The sequence below is a fragment of the Photobacterium aphoticum genome (assembly GCF_001029435.1).
Classification (GTDB): domain Bacteria; phylum Pseudomonadota; class Gammaproteobacteria; order Enterobacterales; family Vibrionaceae; genus Photobacterium; species Photobacterium aphoticum.
Window position 1 is genome coordinate 1 of the sequence record NZ_LDOV01000018.1, and the last position, 16,427, is coordinate 16,427.

Sequence of the window (16,427 nt, forward strand, 5' to 3'; positions counted from 1 at the left end):
GAATAATACGCACGAACCGACCCTGTTTTGGCTTGATTACGAAACCTTCGGTGCCTCGCCTTCTCTTGATCGCCCTTGCCAGTTTGCTGGGGTGCGCACAGATATGGACATGAATATCATCGGTGAACCACTGGTGATTTACTGTAAGCCGCCTGTTGACTACTTGCCTTCCCCTGAAGCGTGTTTGATCACCGGTATTACCCCACAGAAAGCCCACCAGGAAGGCTTGTCTGAACCCGAATTTATCGCCCGCATTCATGATGAACTGTCTAAGCCAAACACCTGTGTGATTGGTTACAACAACGTTCGCTTTGACGATGAAGTCACCCGCTACACCCTATACCGCAACTTCTATGACCCGTATGCGTGGGCATGGCAGAACAACAATTCTCGTTGGGATTTGCTGGACATTATGCGCACCTGTTACGCGCTGCGTCCGGAAGGCATTAACTGGCCAACCAATGAAGAAGGCTTCCCGAGCTTTAAGCTGGAAAACCTCTCTGTAGCGAACGGTATTGAACACGCTAACGCACACGATGCGATGGCGGACGTATACGCGACCATTGAGCTGGCCAAAATCGTTAAGCAAAACCAGCCGAAACTGTTCAACTACTTCTTTGAACTACGCAATAAACGCAAACTGCAAGAGCTGATCGACATTGTCGACATGACACCTTTGATGCACGTGTCTGGCATGTTTGGCTCTGAGTGTGGCAACACCAGCTGGATTGTGCCAATGGCATGGCACCCGGATAACAAGAACGCGGTGATCACTGTGAACTTGGCGATGGATCCTACCCCACTGCTGGAAATGGATGCCGATGCGCTGCGTGAGCGTCTGTACACCAAACGTATTGATTTAGGCCCGGATGAATTGCCTGTACCGCTTAAATTGGTGCATTTGAATAAGTGTCCGGTATTGGCACCAGCGAAAACATTGCGCGCTGAAGATGCCGCGCGTATCGGTATTGATCGCGAACTGTGTTTGAAGCACCTGAAAATGCTGAAAGAACACCCGGAAGTCCGTGAGAAATTGCTGACCATTTACAGCCAAGATCGTGAATACGCTGAAAACACCAATGTGGATGCACAGCTGTATGAGGGTTTCTTCTCTACCGCTGATCGTTCAACCATGGATATCATCCGTAAGGCGTCACCGGAAGAATTGGCGAAGTTTGAGCTAAACGTGAGTGATAAGCGCATTAAGCCGCTACTGTTCCGTTACCGTGCACGTAACTTCCCAATGACGCTGGATTACAAAGAACAGCAACAGTGGAAACATTACTGTCAGGACTTCTTTGAAGAAAACCTGCCTGCTTACACGCAAAACCTCGAAGCACTGGGTTATGAACACCAAGGCAGCGAAAAGAACATGAAGATCTTGAAAGCGGTGTACGATTACGTGGCGTCGCTGGTCTGATTTTTCGGCATCTCTGTTGTGCCAACATCGGGTTTCCCTTCGGCTAAACAACAGATAAATCGGATAAATTTACAATCCCCTTGCGCATGATGTGCCAAGGGGATTTTTTATAAGACATTATCCTAACATTGACATTGCAGAACATTGCTTCTGCAATCACACTTTTGACTGTAAGGAGTACGCACACAAGCCCTATCAAGGATAGCCGTCGTCATTAATGTGGTAGCTATGACAACACAAACCCTGACCCGCTGTTACCGTTTTCCGACGGTCGATTTTGAACCGGATTTGCGTTTACTTGTGTGGCGTGAAAACAACAGCAATGCGATCGAGCATACTGCCCTCCCTGATCCTTCCCGCCCAGACACCTCGCTCACCGTGCATGAGTCACGCCTGTTGGAAGTGTTATGTTACTGCGCGGGTGAGGTGATCAGCCCGGAATCCCTGTATGACAAAACGTTTGTGCAACTTGACCCGTACGAGGATTGTCACACCAACCATTACGACTTAAACACCATTTTTAAATCGCTGACCCGCAAGCTAGAACGCCAAGGCATGATGGCGATCCCCATTGAAGCGGTGCCTCACTACGGGTTTCGGGTGCCTTTACCGGATAAAGCGTGCCGGAAGATCCATCAATCCCATGATTCATCCTCTGATGAGCCACCTCCTGAACCCAGCGAGCCGGAATCATCACCGACAGAGGACATCGTTAAACACAGCCGCTTACACAAGATCTCTGTTCTTTTACTCGCTTTAGCGGGTGTCGCTATGATCTTTGCCTCAGATTAGCCCCAGTCACGCACGCTTTTCCTCAAAAAACGGTATGCTTTTCACTTCTGTTCCATGCAATAACACGCAATACGAAGCATGATCGTCACCGATGATACCCACAACAATCCCAACAAATTTTCTGTGGCTTAGATCACGCTTATTTTGTATGATAAATAAAATTTCCTCAGATAAACACTGAAGGGCTCATGGCATATCTTCGCTCCTTTTTAATCATTTTCGTGTGCCTCATGATTGGTAAAGGCATACAGCACTTTAGCGGCATCGCCATTCCTGGCAGCATCATTGGCATGCTACTTCTGTTTGTATCACTCTCGACAGGCTTGATCCCTGCACATTGGGCACAGCCGGGTTGCCACCTTTTGATCAAACACATGGCCCTGTTATTTGTGCCGGTCGGTGTTGGCTTAATCAACTACCTCGACCTGATTCAGAACAACAGCTTAATCATTCTTTTAAGCACTATCGGCAGCAGTGTCGTCGTGTTTGTGGTGATTGGCATTGCAACACACTATAAGGAACAACAATGATCTGGCTACTCACTACCCTGGTTGTTTTTTATGGTGCTCGCTACCTGACAAAATTCATCAAGCACCCGATCTTTAATCCGCTGTTGATTTGTTTACTGGTGATCATTCCGCTGCTGATGTGGCTGCATGTACCGTATGAAACCTACTTTGAACAAAACAAAGTGATCAATGCGTTGTTAGAACCCGCCGTTGTTGCACTGGCTTTCCCGCTGTATGAACAATTGAGCCAAATTCGCCAAAAATGGAAAGTAATCCTCACCACTTGTTTCATTGGTAGCGTGTTATCAATGCTAACCGGTGCGTCGATTGCCTTGTTAATGGGGGCGGATGCGCAGTTAACCGCTTCTATTTTGCCAAAATCCGTCACCACGCCGATTGCGATGGCGGTGTCTGAACAAATTGGTGGCGTACCGTCTGTGGCGGCAATCATGGTGATTCTGGCGGGTCTGTTTGGTGCGGTATTTGGTTATCCGCTGTTTAAACTGATTGGTGTGAAGGCTCCAATTGCAAAAGGCCTGACCATGGGGACGGTATCTCACGCATTGGGTACCGCGAAAGCGGCGGAAGAGGATTACCAAGAAGGCGCATTCAGTTCGCTGGCCTTAGTGATCTGCGGTGTGATGACATCAATCCTTGCACCTCTCGTTTTTCCGTTGCTAATGAAATTCTTCTCATAAAAGTTTGTGAGAATGTGCAAGTAATCGAATACATGCTTAACTGATTGATTAAATAGATGAATCTTTTTTTTAATCGTGTGACTCGACTCCCAACTATGCAACAGATGAAAACATCAAATAGTTAGTGTGATCTGGATCACACACAATTGTTATCACTCCGCCTACAATATTTCTCCATACACAAGACGGAGTGATAACTCATGCACACTAAAGTAAAGGATGCTTTAGGCGCTCTACCGGCAGACATCGCCGCTGCCATCAAACCGGTATTAGAAGCTGACAATTTTGATGCCACGCTTAGCCCTGAAGTGTTCGCTGAACTGCTGTCGAAGACGCAATTGTCTGACAGTGAGTTACGTGTTGCATTACTTCCCCTTGCTGCCGCTTATTCTGTTGCCCCTATTTCAAATTTCTATGTTGGTGCCATTGTACGTGGCCTGTCCGGCACCCTGTATTTCGGTGCGAACATGGAATTCGTTGGCACTTCACTTGCCCAAAGTGTGCATGCAGAACAATCTGCTATTAGCCATGCGTGGCTAAAAGGCGAAACCGGCGTAAAAGACATTACCATTAACTACAGTCCTTGTGGCCACTGTCGCCAGTTCATGAATGAGCTGACAACAGCCAAAGAGCTCGTCGTGCAATTACCTCAGCGTGATGCCATGACGCTGCAAGCGTACCTGCCTGAGTCATTTGGCCCGGCTGATCTGAACATCACAGATGCCCTGCTAACCGACGTGAACCACGGCATGGTGTGCGACACAACGGATGCATTGGTACAAGCTGCTTGTGACGCTGCAAACCGTGCGCACGCGCCTTACACCAACAACTTTGCCGGTGTGGCAGTGAAAAACCGTCAGGGTGATATTTTCGTGGGTATGTACGCGGAGAACGCGGCATTCAACCCAAGTCTGCCACCATTGCAAGTGGCGTTGATCAACATGAACATGGCGGGCTATCCACTGTCTGACGTGACAGAAGCCGCGTTGGTTGAAAAAGCCGGCAGCACGATCAGCCACCGTGCGAATACCGAGCAGGCGTTGAACGCATTGAATGCCGACATCCCGCTGACATATTTAGCCGTCTAATTTGCACAGATTGGCTCGATAACCTTATAAAAACCGCCGTTTGGCGGTTTTTTATGTCTAAAAATCGAATTCTATAGAAATGTATTCCATCTCCCCCGCTGCAGGAGTATGATTTTTGCGTTTTTAACTTAATGAAATCACCCATTCATGTCACACCAACATCACCCGCTGCAAGGGGCAAGCTGGATGCTTACTGCAGGACTGGCTTTCGCCTTGGTTAATAGCCTGGCGCAGTACCTGAGCATGTATTTTCATCTGCCTTCCACCACTGTGGCACTGATCCAATACTTTATTGCACTGATTGCGATTTTCCCTTGGCTTCGCTCCCTTGGCTTGCGTAACGCCCTGAAAACCGACCATTTTGGCATGCATTGCTTCCGCGTCTTTTTATCGGTGATCGGGATCCAACTCTGGCTGTGGGCATTGGCTTATCCGGTACCTATCTGGCAAGGCATCGCATTGTTGATGACGTCCCCACTGTTTGCCACCATTGGTTCTGGCTTGCTGTTAAAAGAGAAAGTCGGTACCGCCCGCTGGATTGCGACATTAACGGGCTTTATCGGCGCCATGATCATTCTGGAGCCGTGGTCAGACGAATTTAACTGGGCAACCCTGCTGCCTGTCGGTGCGGCGTTTTTCTGGGCCAGTTATTCACTGATGGTAAAGAAAATGTCGGCTTACGATTCACCCACCACCATGGTGGTGTATCTGCTGATTTTGATCACGCCGTTCAACATTTTCTTGGCATTGCCTGATTTTACGATGCCAAGCGCGCCAATGACGTGGGGTCTGCTGATTGCGGCTGGTGTACTGACAGCACTGGCACAGTGGGCGATTGCTAAAGCGTATGCGGTGGCAGATGCCTCATTTGTTCAGCCGTTTGACCATGCCAAACTGCCGCTAAACGTCTTAGCCGGTTGGGTTGTCTTTGGCTGGGCACCACCAGGCCGTTTATGGCTGGGTGCGGCGATCATCATTGGCTCTGTCGCTTTCATTACCCAATGGGAAAACAAGAAGCGCAGCAAGGCAGTGGCATAACACTTCTGCCCTCACCCGCCTCATGCACATCAAAGCCGCTTTCGAGCGGCTTTTTTATGTCTTTCATTTGCCAGATTGCATGCCGATAACGGACACAGAATCATCACCCGTCACCGATACGCTGCTTTTGTCGCCATTCCTACCGGTAATCAATAAAAACGAAATAGCAAACGTTTGCGTGACAAATAAAATCCTGTATGATCTGCTGCAATTTCAGCATCAACCCAGTAAGGAATGTCATGTTAGGATCTGCAACCCGCCCACAGGCGACCCGCGTATTACTTCTTGGCGCTGGCGAACTTGGAAAGGAAGTCGCTATTGAATGCCAACGTTTGGGACTGGAAGTGATTGCCGTGGATCGCTATGCCGATGCCCCCGCTATGCATGTTGCACACCGTAGCCATGTGATTGATATGCTCGATGGTGACGCACTAAAAGCCATCATTGCGCAAGAGCAGCCGCATTACGTGGTACCGGAAATTGAAGCCATCGCCACTGACACACTGGTTGAGTTAGAAGCACAAGGCCTCAACGTGGTCCCTACGGCCAATGCCACCAAGCTGACCATGAACCGCGAAGGCATCCGACGCCTTGCTGCTGAAACACTGTCTATTCCTACCTCCCCTTATGCTTTCTCTGATCAATACGATGATTTTGTTGCCTCGGTAGAGCGTATCGGTACACCGTGTGTGGTGAAGCCCATCATGAGCTCATCAGGCAAAGGCCAAAGCGTAATTAAAACCCCAGAAGACATTGCCGCTGCATGGCAGTACGCGCAGGAAGGTGGCCGTGCAGGTGCCGGTCGCGTGATTGTGGAAGGCTTTGTTGAGTTTGATTACGAAATTACCCTACTGACCGTACGTGCTGTCGATGGCGTGCATTTCTGTGCCCCTATCGGCCATCGTCAGGAAGGCGGTGACTACCGTGAGTCCTGGCAGCCACAGCAGATGTCAGAAACGGCCCTGAAAGCGGCTCAGGCGATGGCTGAGAAGGTCGTGAATGCATTAGGCGGTTATGGCCTGTTTGGCGTGGAGCTGTTCATTAGAGGCGACGAGGTGCTGTTTAGCGAAGTCTCTCCGCGTCCACACGATACCGGCATGGTCACCCTCATCTCGCAGGAGCTCTCTGAGTTTGCCTTGCACACCCGCGCATTTTTAGGATTGCCGATCCACAGCATCACCCAATATGGTCCTTCTGCATCTGCAGTAATTTTGGGGCACGGCGTATCACAAGACATTCGCTTTGATAATCTGACAGAAGCTCTCGCCCGTCCGAATACGCAGGTACGTTTGTTTGGTAAGCCTGAAATCAATGGCGAGCGCCGTTTGGGTGTGGCCTTAACGCGCCGTGATAGCATTGCACACGCGGTAGAAGAAGCCGTAGAAACCGCAGCGTCTGTGAAAGTGATTTACTGAGTCGAATATCACCGCATATAACAAAGGCGCCCACACGGCGCCTTTCTGCTTTCTGCAAGCTTACTGTATCAAGCAGCGTCGAAATTACTTCACTTCGATCAGCCAGGCTTCTTCCGCAAAACGCGTAATGCCCTGCTGACGACGCGGATGGGTTTCGTCTTTTTCATCACGTGCTAGTCGACGTACCTGACAACCGCTGAATAATGCTTCCACTTCTTCTGCCGGTACAGAGAACGGAGGGCCATCCATTTCATGCTGTGGGTAATCCAGCGTGATCAGCAAAATACGGCCACCCGGTTTTACCATAGACAGCAATTTATCAGCATACTGACGACGTAGCGTTTCCGGCATAGCGATTAACGCCGCACGGTCGTACACCACATCCACAGGATCAATTTGCGTGGTGAAGTAATCGCCGCAATAAATGCTGATTTCATCGAAATTATACAGGGTCTGCCCGTTACCTAACGCGGTCACCATTGGCGTATAGAAATGCTCAGCGAAGAATGCGCGCACCGCAATATCGCTCAATTCAATACCCACGACGTTGTCATGCTTTTGTGCTAACCAAGTCAAATCCTCTGACTTACCACACATCGGCACCAATACCACCTCTTCACGGGTTGCATTTACCGCAGGCCAATACTGCGTCAGCATCGGGTTCACTTCATCAAGGTGAAAGCCAATGCGGTTCTGTGCCCAACGGCTATGCCAAAATTCTGCATCCATTGTCGTTATTTCTCTTTTTATGACTGACTGCACGCTTTATACCAAAGTTCGCCGGATATAGCGACCTGTGTGGCACGGCGCCCACAACCGAATACATCGATAAAAGCAAACAAACTAAGTTTGAGCGAATGGAACAGCGATAAAGCGCTATTTTCAACAGAGACGGAGCAAGCGGAGGAAAATCAGGGAAGGCTAAAAAACAAAAAAGGGTACCGAAGTACCCTTTAATGCTAGCTGAGACTTGCCAGGCAAACATCAGCTAAAAATCTGTTCTTCAATTTTTCTTTATGAAAGTCATTGAATAAACGATATTGCTATTGAATTAAGAAATTCGGAATAGCTTAATCGAGTCACGGCGAACAGTGACACCACGGAAAGTTACTGGCTCAAGCAATGTCATCAATTGCTTAGATACGAAAAACTTACCACCGTAGCTACGATCACCACCACGATTTACCCAATCTGCAAATTCATCTGCCAAGCTGAACATAGAGTTTCCAACAAGCAGAACCAACACTTTAGCGACTTCACTGTCATTCTGTTTATTAAACTCCGCGTCGCGAACTTTCTTGCGATATTCCTCGACGATTCTTTCTAGGCACTCAAATCTGCTCATATACACCACCACAAAAAAAGAGGAGCGGATACTACTGCTCAAAACCGGTGAAATCAAGCCATAGCAGGCGGATTCTTAGCAGAATGATGCGTTTTTTTCCTTCTTTTAACATGTAAGTACGCAATTATCATGAAAATCACGATTTGCGTCATATTTTTTAAGCAAAAAGAAGATATATCACAAATGCAACTTATGAGATAAAATAACACAATGATAACGCTTTGGAGATCGCCGACATGGTACAAAAACAGCGGGCTCACCTTCTCACCGATGACATTTTAACCAATGAAAACACATGGCCCACCTTGCTGGGGAAACTCGCGGTGGAATACCGCACACTCAAAGCCATGGTCACGATTTACTGCCAACATCACCATCACACCCAAATACTGTGTGACGATTGCCGACATTTTCTCCAGTATGCCCATACACGCCTTGATCGCTGTCCCTACGGTGAAGCCAAACCGACATGTAAGATCTGCCCGATTCATTGCTACAAAGCCGACTACAAAGAAAAATCACGCACCATTATGCGCTACGCCGGCCCAAGAATGCTTGTACACCACCCTATTCTGGCCATTCGTCATTTAGTGGCAGACAGAAAACCGGTGCCAGATAAACCAGCACCGGGGGCATCTAACCGCCACCAGCGCAAAGCCGCCGCTTCCCGCAATACCTCGTCCCAGTGAATAACAAAACATCTCAGTAAAATGAAAAAAGGGACACAACATAGGTTATGTCCCTTCTCTGGCATTGTATTGATACCTTAACGCAAGGCGTTCGGTGATCAGTTACGGTAATAATCGACAATTTGTAGCGTAGCCGGTGGCGCCTTGCCCTCTAGCGACACTTGGAAGGCATTATTGCCCAACATTTTCACGGATGAGCCCATTTTGCCAGTCACACTCACCCCTTCGATTTTCTCAAACGGTTTCGCTTGGGTGTAATGCATGTTCACCTGCAAGTCGATATCTTGGTTAGCGCCTAAATCGAATTGGCAGATACCGGTTTCACAATACACATCTAACTGTGCATCCTGGTATTGAATCGTCTCAACCCCTTTTACTGGCGTCGCAGTGATCTGTAATTTCTCACCACATCCGGCTAATGAAAATAATGCGAGCCCGATAGCCAATGCTTTGACGTGTTGTTTCACGCTGTAGTCCTCTGACGTTGATTATGTCGATTGTTTATACGGTGGATAATATATACGGCAATAACCTTTAACCTCAGCTTATCACAAAAATAAAAACGCCAGTCAAAACTGGCGTTTAAGATTGCAAAATGTGCGTAGCAGATTAGTGCTGCGCTGCTGGCTTATCGCTATTCGCCAACTCTTCTTTCTCTAACGCTTCCCCTTTGTGGATCAACGACGCAATCACTTTTGACAGGGCTAACGTCACAAACGCCATCACCACCGCCAGTATGGCCAAATTAAAGAAATAGCTCGCGTAAACGTTTTCAATGATCTCGGGTGTCAGTACCTGATCTTTTGGCAGAGCAATACGGGTAGAAATCACCGCCGCCAAAATACCACTTAGCGACAGGGCAACCGAGCGCAAACCAATTGAGAACGCTGACAGATAGCGTGGCACCATTTCAAAAATGAAGCCCGCGCCCAATGCGCCCACAATCAATTCCGCCAGTGACTGGAAGAAATGCACCCACAAAATCCAGTTTGCAGAGATCTTGCCGTCTACGCCGACAAACTGCGTTGAAAAGCCCAACAACGAGAAAGCAATCGCACTGAACACAAACGCGGCTGCAAACTTGGTCGGAATCGATGGCGAGAAGCCTTTTTTCTCCAACCAACCGTAGACATAAATCACCGGTCCACCCAACACAAAACACCATAATGGGTTAAACGCCGCATTTGATTCTGGACGAATTGGAATTAAGCCAAACAACTGATCTCCCATCAAATTGATGGCATAGATGTTCATTGAGGTCAGCATTTGTCCGTAATAAAAATAGAAGACAATCATGATGAAGATGGTGATCAACACACCACACATCTTGTATTTATAAGACGGTGTCGCTTTGGTGATTTCATAAATGAAGTAACCAATCGCACCCACACCTAAGGCATACAGCAAGTATTTACCGGCATCCAGGTTTGAGAATACCCAATACACCAAGCCCAACATGACGGCGGAGCCCACCACAAAACCCATCCACACTTTGCTGCTAACAGGTTGACGGTCTAGGTCGTTACCCACGGCGATAAATTGCTGCTTAAACAGCACAAACAACACGAGAGTAATCGACATGATGCCCGCTGCGATATAGAAGTTGCCTTGGTAAGCCAAGTACGCCACCAAAAACGGGAATAGGTATTTAGAAGAGAATGACCCTAAATTGTTCAATGAATAGTTGATGGTCAAACCTTGCTGGAAAGCCTCACGGTTTGTTGCCGAATAGGAATTCCCCAGCAAGACTGTCGGACTGGTGGCTGACAATCCGCGCGCATAACCAATCAAAGCAATCGCGAAGATACTGAGTGGGACATTTAAGTTACTGGCACCAAAGCCAAGCAGGAAAAAGCCGAACGTATACACGGTGTAACCGATATAAACGGCGCGGAAAGAACCCAGGTAGCGGTCAGCAACAAACCCACCGACAGCAGAGAAAACAGGGCCAACTGCACCGAAAGCACCCATCATCATGATGGTATCCGCTTCGCTGTAGTTAAGTTCATCCAAGAAAAACTTCGTCAGCAATACATAGGTACCATAGAACGCGGCACCCCATAAAAACTGACGAAAGATTAACACCCTGGCTATAAACGGAAATCTAGCATTTGCATCTTGCATACTTTACTCCTTCAATACTATGCACCGAAGAAGCTAGCACTTTGCCATTGAACATTTTATGATCAGATGCAATTAATTACATACTCTGCGTAGCGCAGAAGATAAATATTGCTTGGTTGTGATCTTAATGCAGATTATTTTGAAATAAATCCAAATACCAACACCTTGAATTGAGTTAACAATAAGTATCAAAATTACATGCCATTAACTTGGCTTTTATTAGCCCATTCTGCTTGCGTAATTCGGTACAGGCAATGGCGCTTCACAGTGTCGGGATAGGACAACAGTTTGGGGTGATCAAAGTCTTCCCCTGTGTTACTCATACCAATCTTTTCCATCACTTTACGCGAAGGCGTATTACTCAAGATCGTAAACGCATACACCTCAGGCTGTTGAAGGGTATCAAAGGCAAAAGCTAATGCCGCCTGCGCCGCCTCACTCGCAAAGCCCTGCTGCCAATGTGCGGCACTTAAACGCCAGCCTATTTCAACCAGCGGCGTGTTTGGAATGGCGACTGTTTCATCTTGCGTATGCAGGCCCACAAAACCAATATACTCACCACTATCTTTGCGCTCGACGGCCCAGAATCCCCAACCCCGTTCCAGTAATAATCCCTGAATGCGGCTCGCCAGGGCGTTACTCTCGTCTTCTGATAAACAATGGGGAAAATAGCGCATCACAGCGGGATCGGCTGTCATGGCTGCAAACACGGGAAAATCATCCGCTTTCCAGCCGCGTAATATCAGCCGTTCGGTTTCTAGCGTCACAATGGGAGATGTCATCGTTGGTTCCTTCTACTGCTATTTTTGTTTCAGCGATTCCTGCTGTGCCGCTTTCGGCAGCGTGTCTTTCTGTTTATCTTTATCTGTTTATCTATCTGTCTACCATCCGTTTTTCAGTTTACCACCAGCTTGACGCATAATCTCTTGTGGCAAAAAAACGCGACGATTTCCCTCCATATGCAGCCATCAGCATGAAAATTATCGCTGTTAGATGCAAAACAATGCCATTAAGCGATAAAAGAATGACCTATGATTATGAAATATTACATTTTATGTAGAATTGATTGTGATGAGGGTCAAGTCACATTATTATCGTTTGATCTAAACATACCCCAACAGGATTTTTAATTATGAAAGGTATTCTCTCTATCCAGTCGCATGTTGTGTATGGCCATGCTGGCAACAGTTCAGCAGTGTTCCCTCTGCAACGCATGGGGTTTGAGGTATGGCCTATTCATACCGTTCAGTTCTCTAACCACACCCAATACAAAGAAGGCTGGACTGGCCGTGCATTTCAAGCCAGCGACATTACGGATCTGGTATCGGGTATGGCTGCGATTGGTCAGCTGCAAAACTGTGACGCCATTCTAAGTGGTTACCAAGGCAGTGCTGAGCAGTGTCTTGCTATTCAGGACACGGTAATTCAAGTGAAAGCGGCGAACCCAAATGCACTGTATGTGTGTGATCCTGTGATGGGCGCGCCAGACAAAGGCTGTATCGTGGCACCAGGTATCGCAGAACACCTGATCAACACCCTGATGCCAATGGCTGACATTATCGTGCCTAACCAGTTTGAATTAAGCCAATTTGCCGATATGGAAATCAACAACCTGGAAGACGCGATCAAAGCGTGTCAGGTAGCGCTGTCTAAAGGCCCTAAGATGGTACTGGTGAAACACCTGCACAGTGTATCGGATGAGATGTTCTCAATGATGCTGGCGACTCAGGAAGGCTGTTGGTTAGCACAACGTCCACACCTTGAATTCGACAAGCAACCTGTTGGCGTGGGTGATTTGATCTCAGCCCTATTTACCGGTCAATTCCTGGCTCGCGATAACGCAGTCGATGCGTTTGCACACTGTAACGATGCTTGTTACGCCGTACTGAAAGCCACCAGCGACCGTGGCGAGTGGGAACTGCAAACTATCGCCGCACAAAACGAGATCGTTGAACCAAAAGAAACGTTCACGCTAAAAGCACTGTAATATTGATTTGATCGATCAAACAAAAAAGCGAACAACCATTACGTTGCTCGCTTTTTTATTATGTGTGACTTAACGGTTACGCTTGGTCAATCACAGAAACCGGCTCAGCCGTATTCATGTTTAGTAATAACTGTTCAAATTCCTCTGCCGGCACCGGACGGCTAAAGTAATACCCCTGCCCGAAATCACAACCCATTTTTTGCAGATGCTCTGCCTGCCACTGGGACTCAATCCCTTCCGCGACAACGGTCAACTTCAACGCCTGTGCCATCGCAACAATAGCATTCACCAATTCCCGATTCGCCGCATTGGTATCCAGATTTTGCAGAAACGACTTATCAATCTTCAAGCGGTGGAATGGGAATTTTTGCAAATAACTCAGCGCCGAATACCCCGTACCAAAATCATCAATGGTCAGTTGCGTGCCTAACGCTTGCAGCTTCTCAAGCAGTGCAACGACCGCTTTGCTGTGATCAAACAACAGACTTTCCGTGACTTCAATTTCCAGTTTATCCGCAGGCAATCCTGAGATAGCCAGTGCCCGTTCAATTTGATGGCAAATCTGCTCGCAATAACGGAACTGTACACTCGAAAAGTTCACCGCGATCTGAAGTGGCTGAATCGACTGCCATTGCGCGGCTTGTTGGCAGGCCTGTTTAATAACAAAGTCCCCTAGCTTATGAATAAAGCCATTTTGCTCTGCCAGTGGAATGAATTCATCCGGCGAAACAGAACCGTACTTTTTATCCTGCCAGCGCAGTAACGCTTCTGCGGCAACAATGTTATGGGTTTGCAGATCGATGATCGGCTGATAGAAAATCACCAACTCCCCTTTCCCCAATGCCTGACGCAAACGGCCATCAAGATCCAGTTTGCGCTGCAAATCCGTATTCATCGCCTCATGATAGAAATGGAATGCATTGCGACCATCCTGTTTCACACGGTACATCGCCGTATCGGCGGTCGCTAATAACTGCTGAATGTTGTGACCATCTTCCGGGTACACAGAAATACCAATACTGCTCGACATGAAGAATTCACGTCCACTCCAGATAAACGGTTTTTCAAACAACGCCAATAAGGTTGCAGCCAACTCCGTCGCTTTGTCGACATCCGCATCGTCAATCACCAACAGGAACTCATCGCCCCCTAAGCGCACCAGAATATCTTTCTCACGAATTGCGCTTTGCAATCGCAGGCTACTTTGCTTAAGGATATAGTCACCCGCTAAATGGCCAAGACTGTCATTGATATGCTTGAAATTATCTAAATCAATAAACATCACCAAGAACTGGGTATTTCTGACTTTGGCCCGATACAGCAAATCTTCGAGCTGCTCATAACCATACTTACGGTTAGGCAATCCGGTGAGTGCATCGTGCGTGGCTTGATACGCGAGTTTTTGCTCTGACTCTTTGCGCTTCTCAATCTCTTTTACCAAGCGTTTATTTTGCTGGAATAAGATTTTCTTTTTCTTGTTACTCTCATATACCTTGGTGCGCAAAATAATGTTGGTGTTATTCACTCTGAAGGTATAAATCAGACCAAAGAACACCGGCACGGCAAGGAAGGAAATCCCGGCAATAAACCACCCTGAGGTAATAATGTCTTTCTCATTCAGCGGCTCAAACCAACTTTTCAATTGAAAAGGGGTATTAGCAATCGGTGTTTCAAAGTAAATCTTATTGGTGAGTAACTTTTGCGAATGGCTTTCTGCAGTCGTTAATAATGAATCCCAGACAAAGATCCCTTTGTTACCTTCGACTAATTCAATGCGACTGCGGCTCCCCTCATGTTCTTGTGTCGTTAATTGCTTAATGATGACCTCTTTATTGATATCGACAATCAAGTACGCCACCGCTTTACCGGAGTAGTACACTTTCTTGACCATTTCGATATGCATGCCATCATCTTGATGCACCGCACGTAACATAAAATCACGATCGTCCGTTGCCAGATAATCGTGACTGTTCACATCCATTTCCTTTTTATCGTCGGTACCGGCAATCACGCGGCCGTCAAACCCTAACAGGTTGATGCGCTGATAGACAGCAGACCCGTGCACATCCGTATGGTTAACCATTTCGGTTAAGTCTTTATCCAGCTTATATAAACTGGCACCCAACCCATATTGCATCGACATGCCCGAAGCCAGATTGGCAAAGTAGGTCTGCATCGATTTGCTGCGGCTGAGATTGGCAATCTCGTCATCAGTCACATAAAAGAAATATTCCAACATAGTCGCATAACTTTGTACTTTTAAGTTAAGCTCCCGTTGTTGTGATTCAATCAGACGTGTCTGACCTAAGTTGGTTACTGCCAAAATCAAAATGAGATAGGTCGCGAGTAATACTGCAGCTAAAATAATTAAATTGCTACTCGATAGCTTTTGTCTTTTCTTACTCATAACCCAATTTATCTATTTCCATTAAAATAACTGTCATAGAAATAAAATACAGATGGATAGTATTTTTCTACTAACGCATTATACGTGCCGTCTTTTTTTATCTGTGTCAAATATTGGTTAAATGCTTTTCGTAATTCAGGCGAATCATTGCGAAATGCTGCCGCCATACGCTGCTCTTCGGATACAGGACCAATCACTTTAATTTCACCCGGCCATTTTTCTAACGCAATTAACGTATCTGCGACATCCAACAATGTCGTTTCTGCATCGTTATTCAAAATAGCGGGCACCATTTCACTCAACTTTCTTGCATGGGTGGGAATAATGATATTCGCTTGTGTGTTGTACAAATCATACAGATTGGGATCCAAGCACGAGTGCTCCATGGCCAGTACGTTACGCCCCTTCATGAGCGATTTGACGGTGAAAATATCTTGTGCTGTTGAGCCACTTGGTTGGATGGGTTGTAAATCTGAATCCGCTCGCGCCACGAGCCACACGGCTGACGGGAAGTAATCATAAGAGAAAGAGACAAGCTGTGTGCGCCACGGCAGTACGGTAACGCCATTGGCGATAATATCCCCTTCCTGCGCCACGCTCCCACCCTTGACGATCTTGTTATCGGTGAATTCGGTTTGCTGGCCGGTCAGTTTGCCAATCACATTGGTCCAGCTGGCCGGAATAAATTCGTAGCGTACCCCAAGGTGATCCGCGAACCCTTTGACGATCTCGACATCTAACCCACTGAGCGAATGGATGCTGCCATTGTTGATATAGGAGATAAAGTTGGCATACGGAACGCCAATGTGGCGAAGTACGCCTTCTTCTTTGATATCGGCTAAGTCTCGCGCATGGCTGAATGCGCTAAACAATACACCAGAGACAACCAATGCGATGGTCATGCATTTTTTTACG

Annotated in this window: 16 protein-coding genes; 9 read left to right on the top strand and 7 right to left on the bottom strand. The window is 47.2% G+C overall.

What is annotated here, in order from left to right:
* From sbcB to purT, 7 genes are all read left to right on the top strand, one after another.
* The coding region (gene sbcB, locus ABT58_RS09985) for an exodeoxyribonuclease I (RefSeq protein WP_156168821.1) at positions 1-1,420 on the top strand (1,420 nt) is incomplete at its 5' end.
* Between the two features lie 228 nt (positions 1,421-1,648).
* On the top strand, positions 1,649-2,212 hold the full coding sequence (locus tag ABT58_RS09990) for a helix-turn-helix domain-containing protein (protein WP_047874267.1): 564 nt from the start codon (positions 1,649-1,651) through the stop codon (positions 2,210-2,212).
* Between the two features lie 188 nt (positions 2,213-2,400).
* Positions 2,401-2,742, top strand: a complete 342-nt coding sequence (locus ABT58_RS09995) for a CidA/LrgA family protein (protein ID WP_047874268.1) — start codon at positions 2,401-2,403, stop codon at positions 2,740-2,742.
* A complete protein-coding gene (locus tag ABT58_RS10000) occupies positions 2,739-3,419 on the top strand; it encodes a CidB/LrgB family autolysis modulator (protein WP_047874269.1) in 681 nt (226 codons plus the stop codon). Before ABT58_RS09995 ends, ABT58_RS10000 begins: the two co-directional genes overlap by 4 nt.
* Positions 3,420-3,619: 200 nt before the next feature.
* Positions 3,620-4,507 (top strand): cytidine deaminase, encoded by an 888-nt coding sequence (cdd, locus tag ABT58_RS10005; RefSeq protein ID WP_047874270.1) that lies wholly within the window; start codon positions 3,620-3,622, stop codon positions 4,505-4,507.
* Positions 4,508-4,654: 147 nt separating this feature from the next.
* Positions 4,655-5,545, top strand: coding sequence for a DMT family transporter (locus ABT58_RS10010; protein WP_047874271.1), 891 nt, complete (start codon positions 4,655-4,657; stop codon positions 5,543-5,545).
* Positions 5,546-5,784: 239 nt separating this feature from the next.
* A complete protein-coding gene (gene purT / locus ABT58_RS10015) occupies positions 5,785-6,960 on the top strand; it encodes a formate-dependent phosphoribosylglycinamide formyltransferase (protein WP_047874272.1) in 1,176 nt (391 codons plus the stop codon).
* 84 nt (positions 6,961-7,044) lie between these two features.
* Here purT and ABT58_RS10020 read toward each other — a convergent pair whose 3' ends face one another.
* Together ABT58_RS10020 and ABT58_RS10025 are read right to left on the bottom strand one after the other, a co-directional pair.
* Entirely contained in the window at positions 7,045-7,689 is a 645-nt protein-coding gene (locus ABT58_RS10020; protein WP_047874273.1) for a thiopurine S-methyltransferase, read from the bottom strand.
* A 322-nt stretch (positions 7,690-8,011) separates the two neighbouring features.
* A complete protein-coding gene (locus ABT58_RS10025) occupies positions 8,012-8,305 on the bottom strand; it encodes a hypothetical protein (protein ID WP_039461086.1) in 294 nt (97 codons plus the stop codon).
* Between the two features lie 236 nt (positions 8,306-8,541).
* On the opposite strand from ABT58_RS10025, the gene ABT58_RS10030 reads away from it, so the two are divergent.
* Positions 8,542-8,994, top strand: coding sequence for a nitrous oxide-stimulated promoter family protein (locus ABT58_RS10030; RefSeq protein WP_082211064.1), 453 nt, complete (start codon positions 8,542-8,544; stop codon positions 8,992-8,994).
* Positions 8,995-9,092: 98 nt separating this feature from the next.
* Here ABT58_RS10030 and ABT58_RS10035 read toward each other — a convergent pair whose 3' ends face one another.
* From ABT58_RS10035 to ABT58_RS10045, 3 genes are all read right to left on the bottom strand, one after another.
* The gene (locus tag ABT58_RS10035; RefSeq protein WP_053063049.1) at positions 9,093-9,461 is read right to left on the bottom strand and encodes a hypothetical protein; all 369 of its coding nucleotides are present in this window, start codon (positions 9,459-9,461) and stop codon (positions 9,093-9,095) included.
* A 142-nt stretch (positions 9,462-9,603) separates the two neighbouring features.
* Positions 9,604-11,118, bottom strand: coding sequence for a peptide MFS transporter (locus ABT58_RS10040; protein ID WP_047874274.1), 1,515 nt, complete (start codon positions 11,116-11,118; stop codon positions 9,604-9,606).
* 194 nt (positions 11,119-11,312) lie between these two features.
* Complete coding sequence (locus ABT58_RS10045; protein ID WP_047874275.1) at positions 11,313-11,900, bottom strand: GNAT family N-acetyltransferase; 588 nt, start codon at positions 11,898-11,900, stop codon at positions 11,313-11,315.
* A gap of 350 nt (positions 11,901-12,250) precedes the next feature.
* On the opposite strand from ABT58_RS10045, the gene pdxY reads away from it, so the two are divergent.
* Entirely contained in the window at positions 12,251-13,105 is an 855-nt protein-coding gene (gene pdxY, locus ABT58_RS10050; protein ID WP_047874276.1) for a pyridoxal kinase PdxY, read from the top strand.
* A 76-nt stretch (positions 13,106-13,181) separates the two neighbouring features.
* On the opposite strand, the gene ABT58_RS10055 is transcribed toward pdxY, so the two are convergent.
* Complete coding sequence (locus ABT58_RS10055) at positions 13,182-15,512, bottom strand: putative bifunctional diguanylate cyclase/phosphodiesterase (protein WP_047874277.1); 2,331 nt, start codon at positions 15,510-15,512, stop codon at positions 13,182-13,184.
* A gap of 8 nt (positions 15,513-15,520) precedes the next feature.
* Complete coding sequence (locus ABT58_RS10060) at positions 15,521-16,414, bottom strand: transporter substrate-binding domain-containing protein (RefSeq protein ID WP_229821767.1); 894 nt, start codon at positions 16,412-16,414, stop codon at positions 15,521-15,523.
* Positions 16,415-16,427 lie beyond the last annotated feature (13 nt).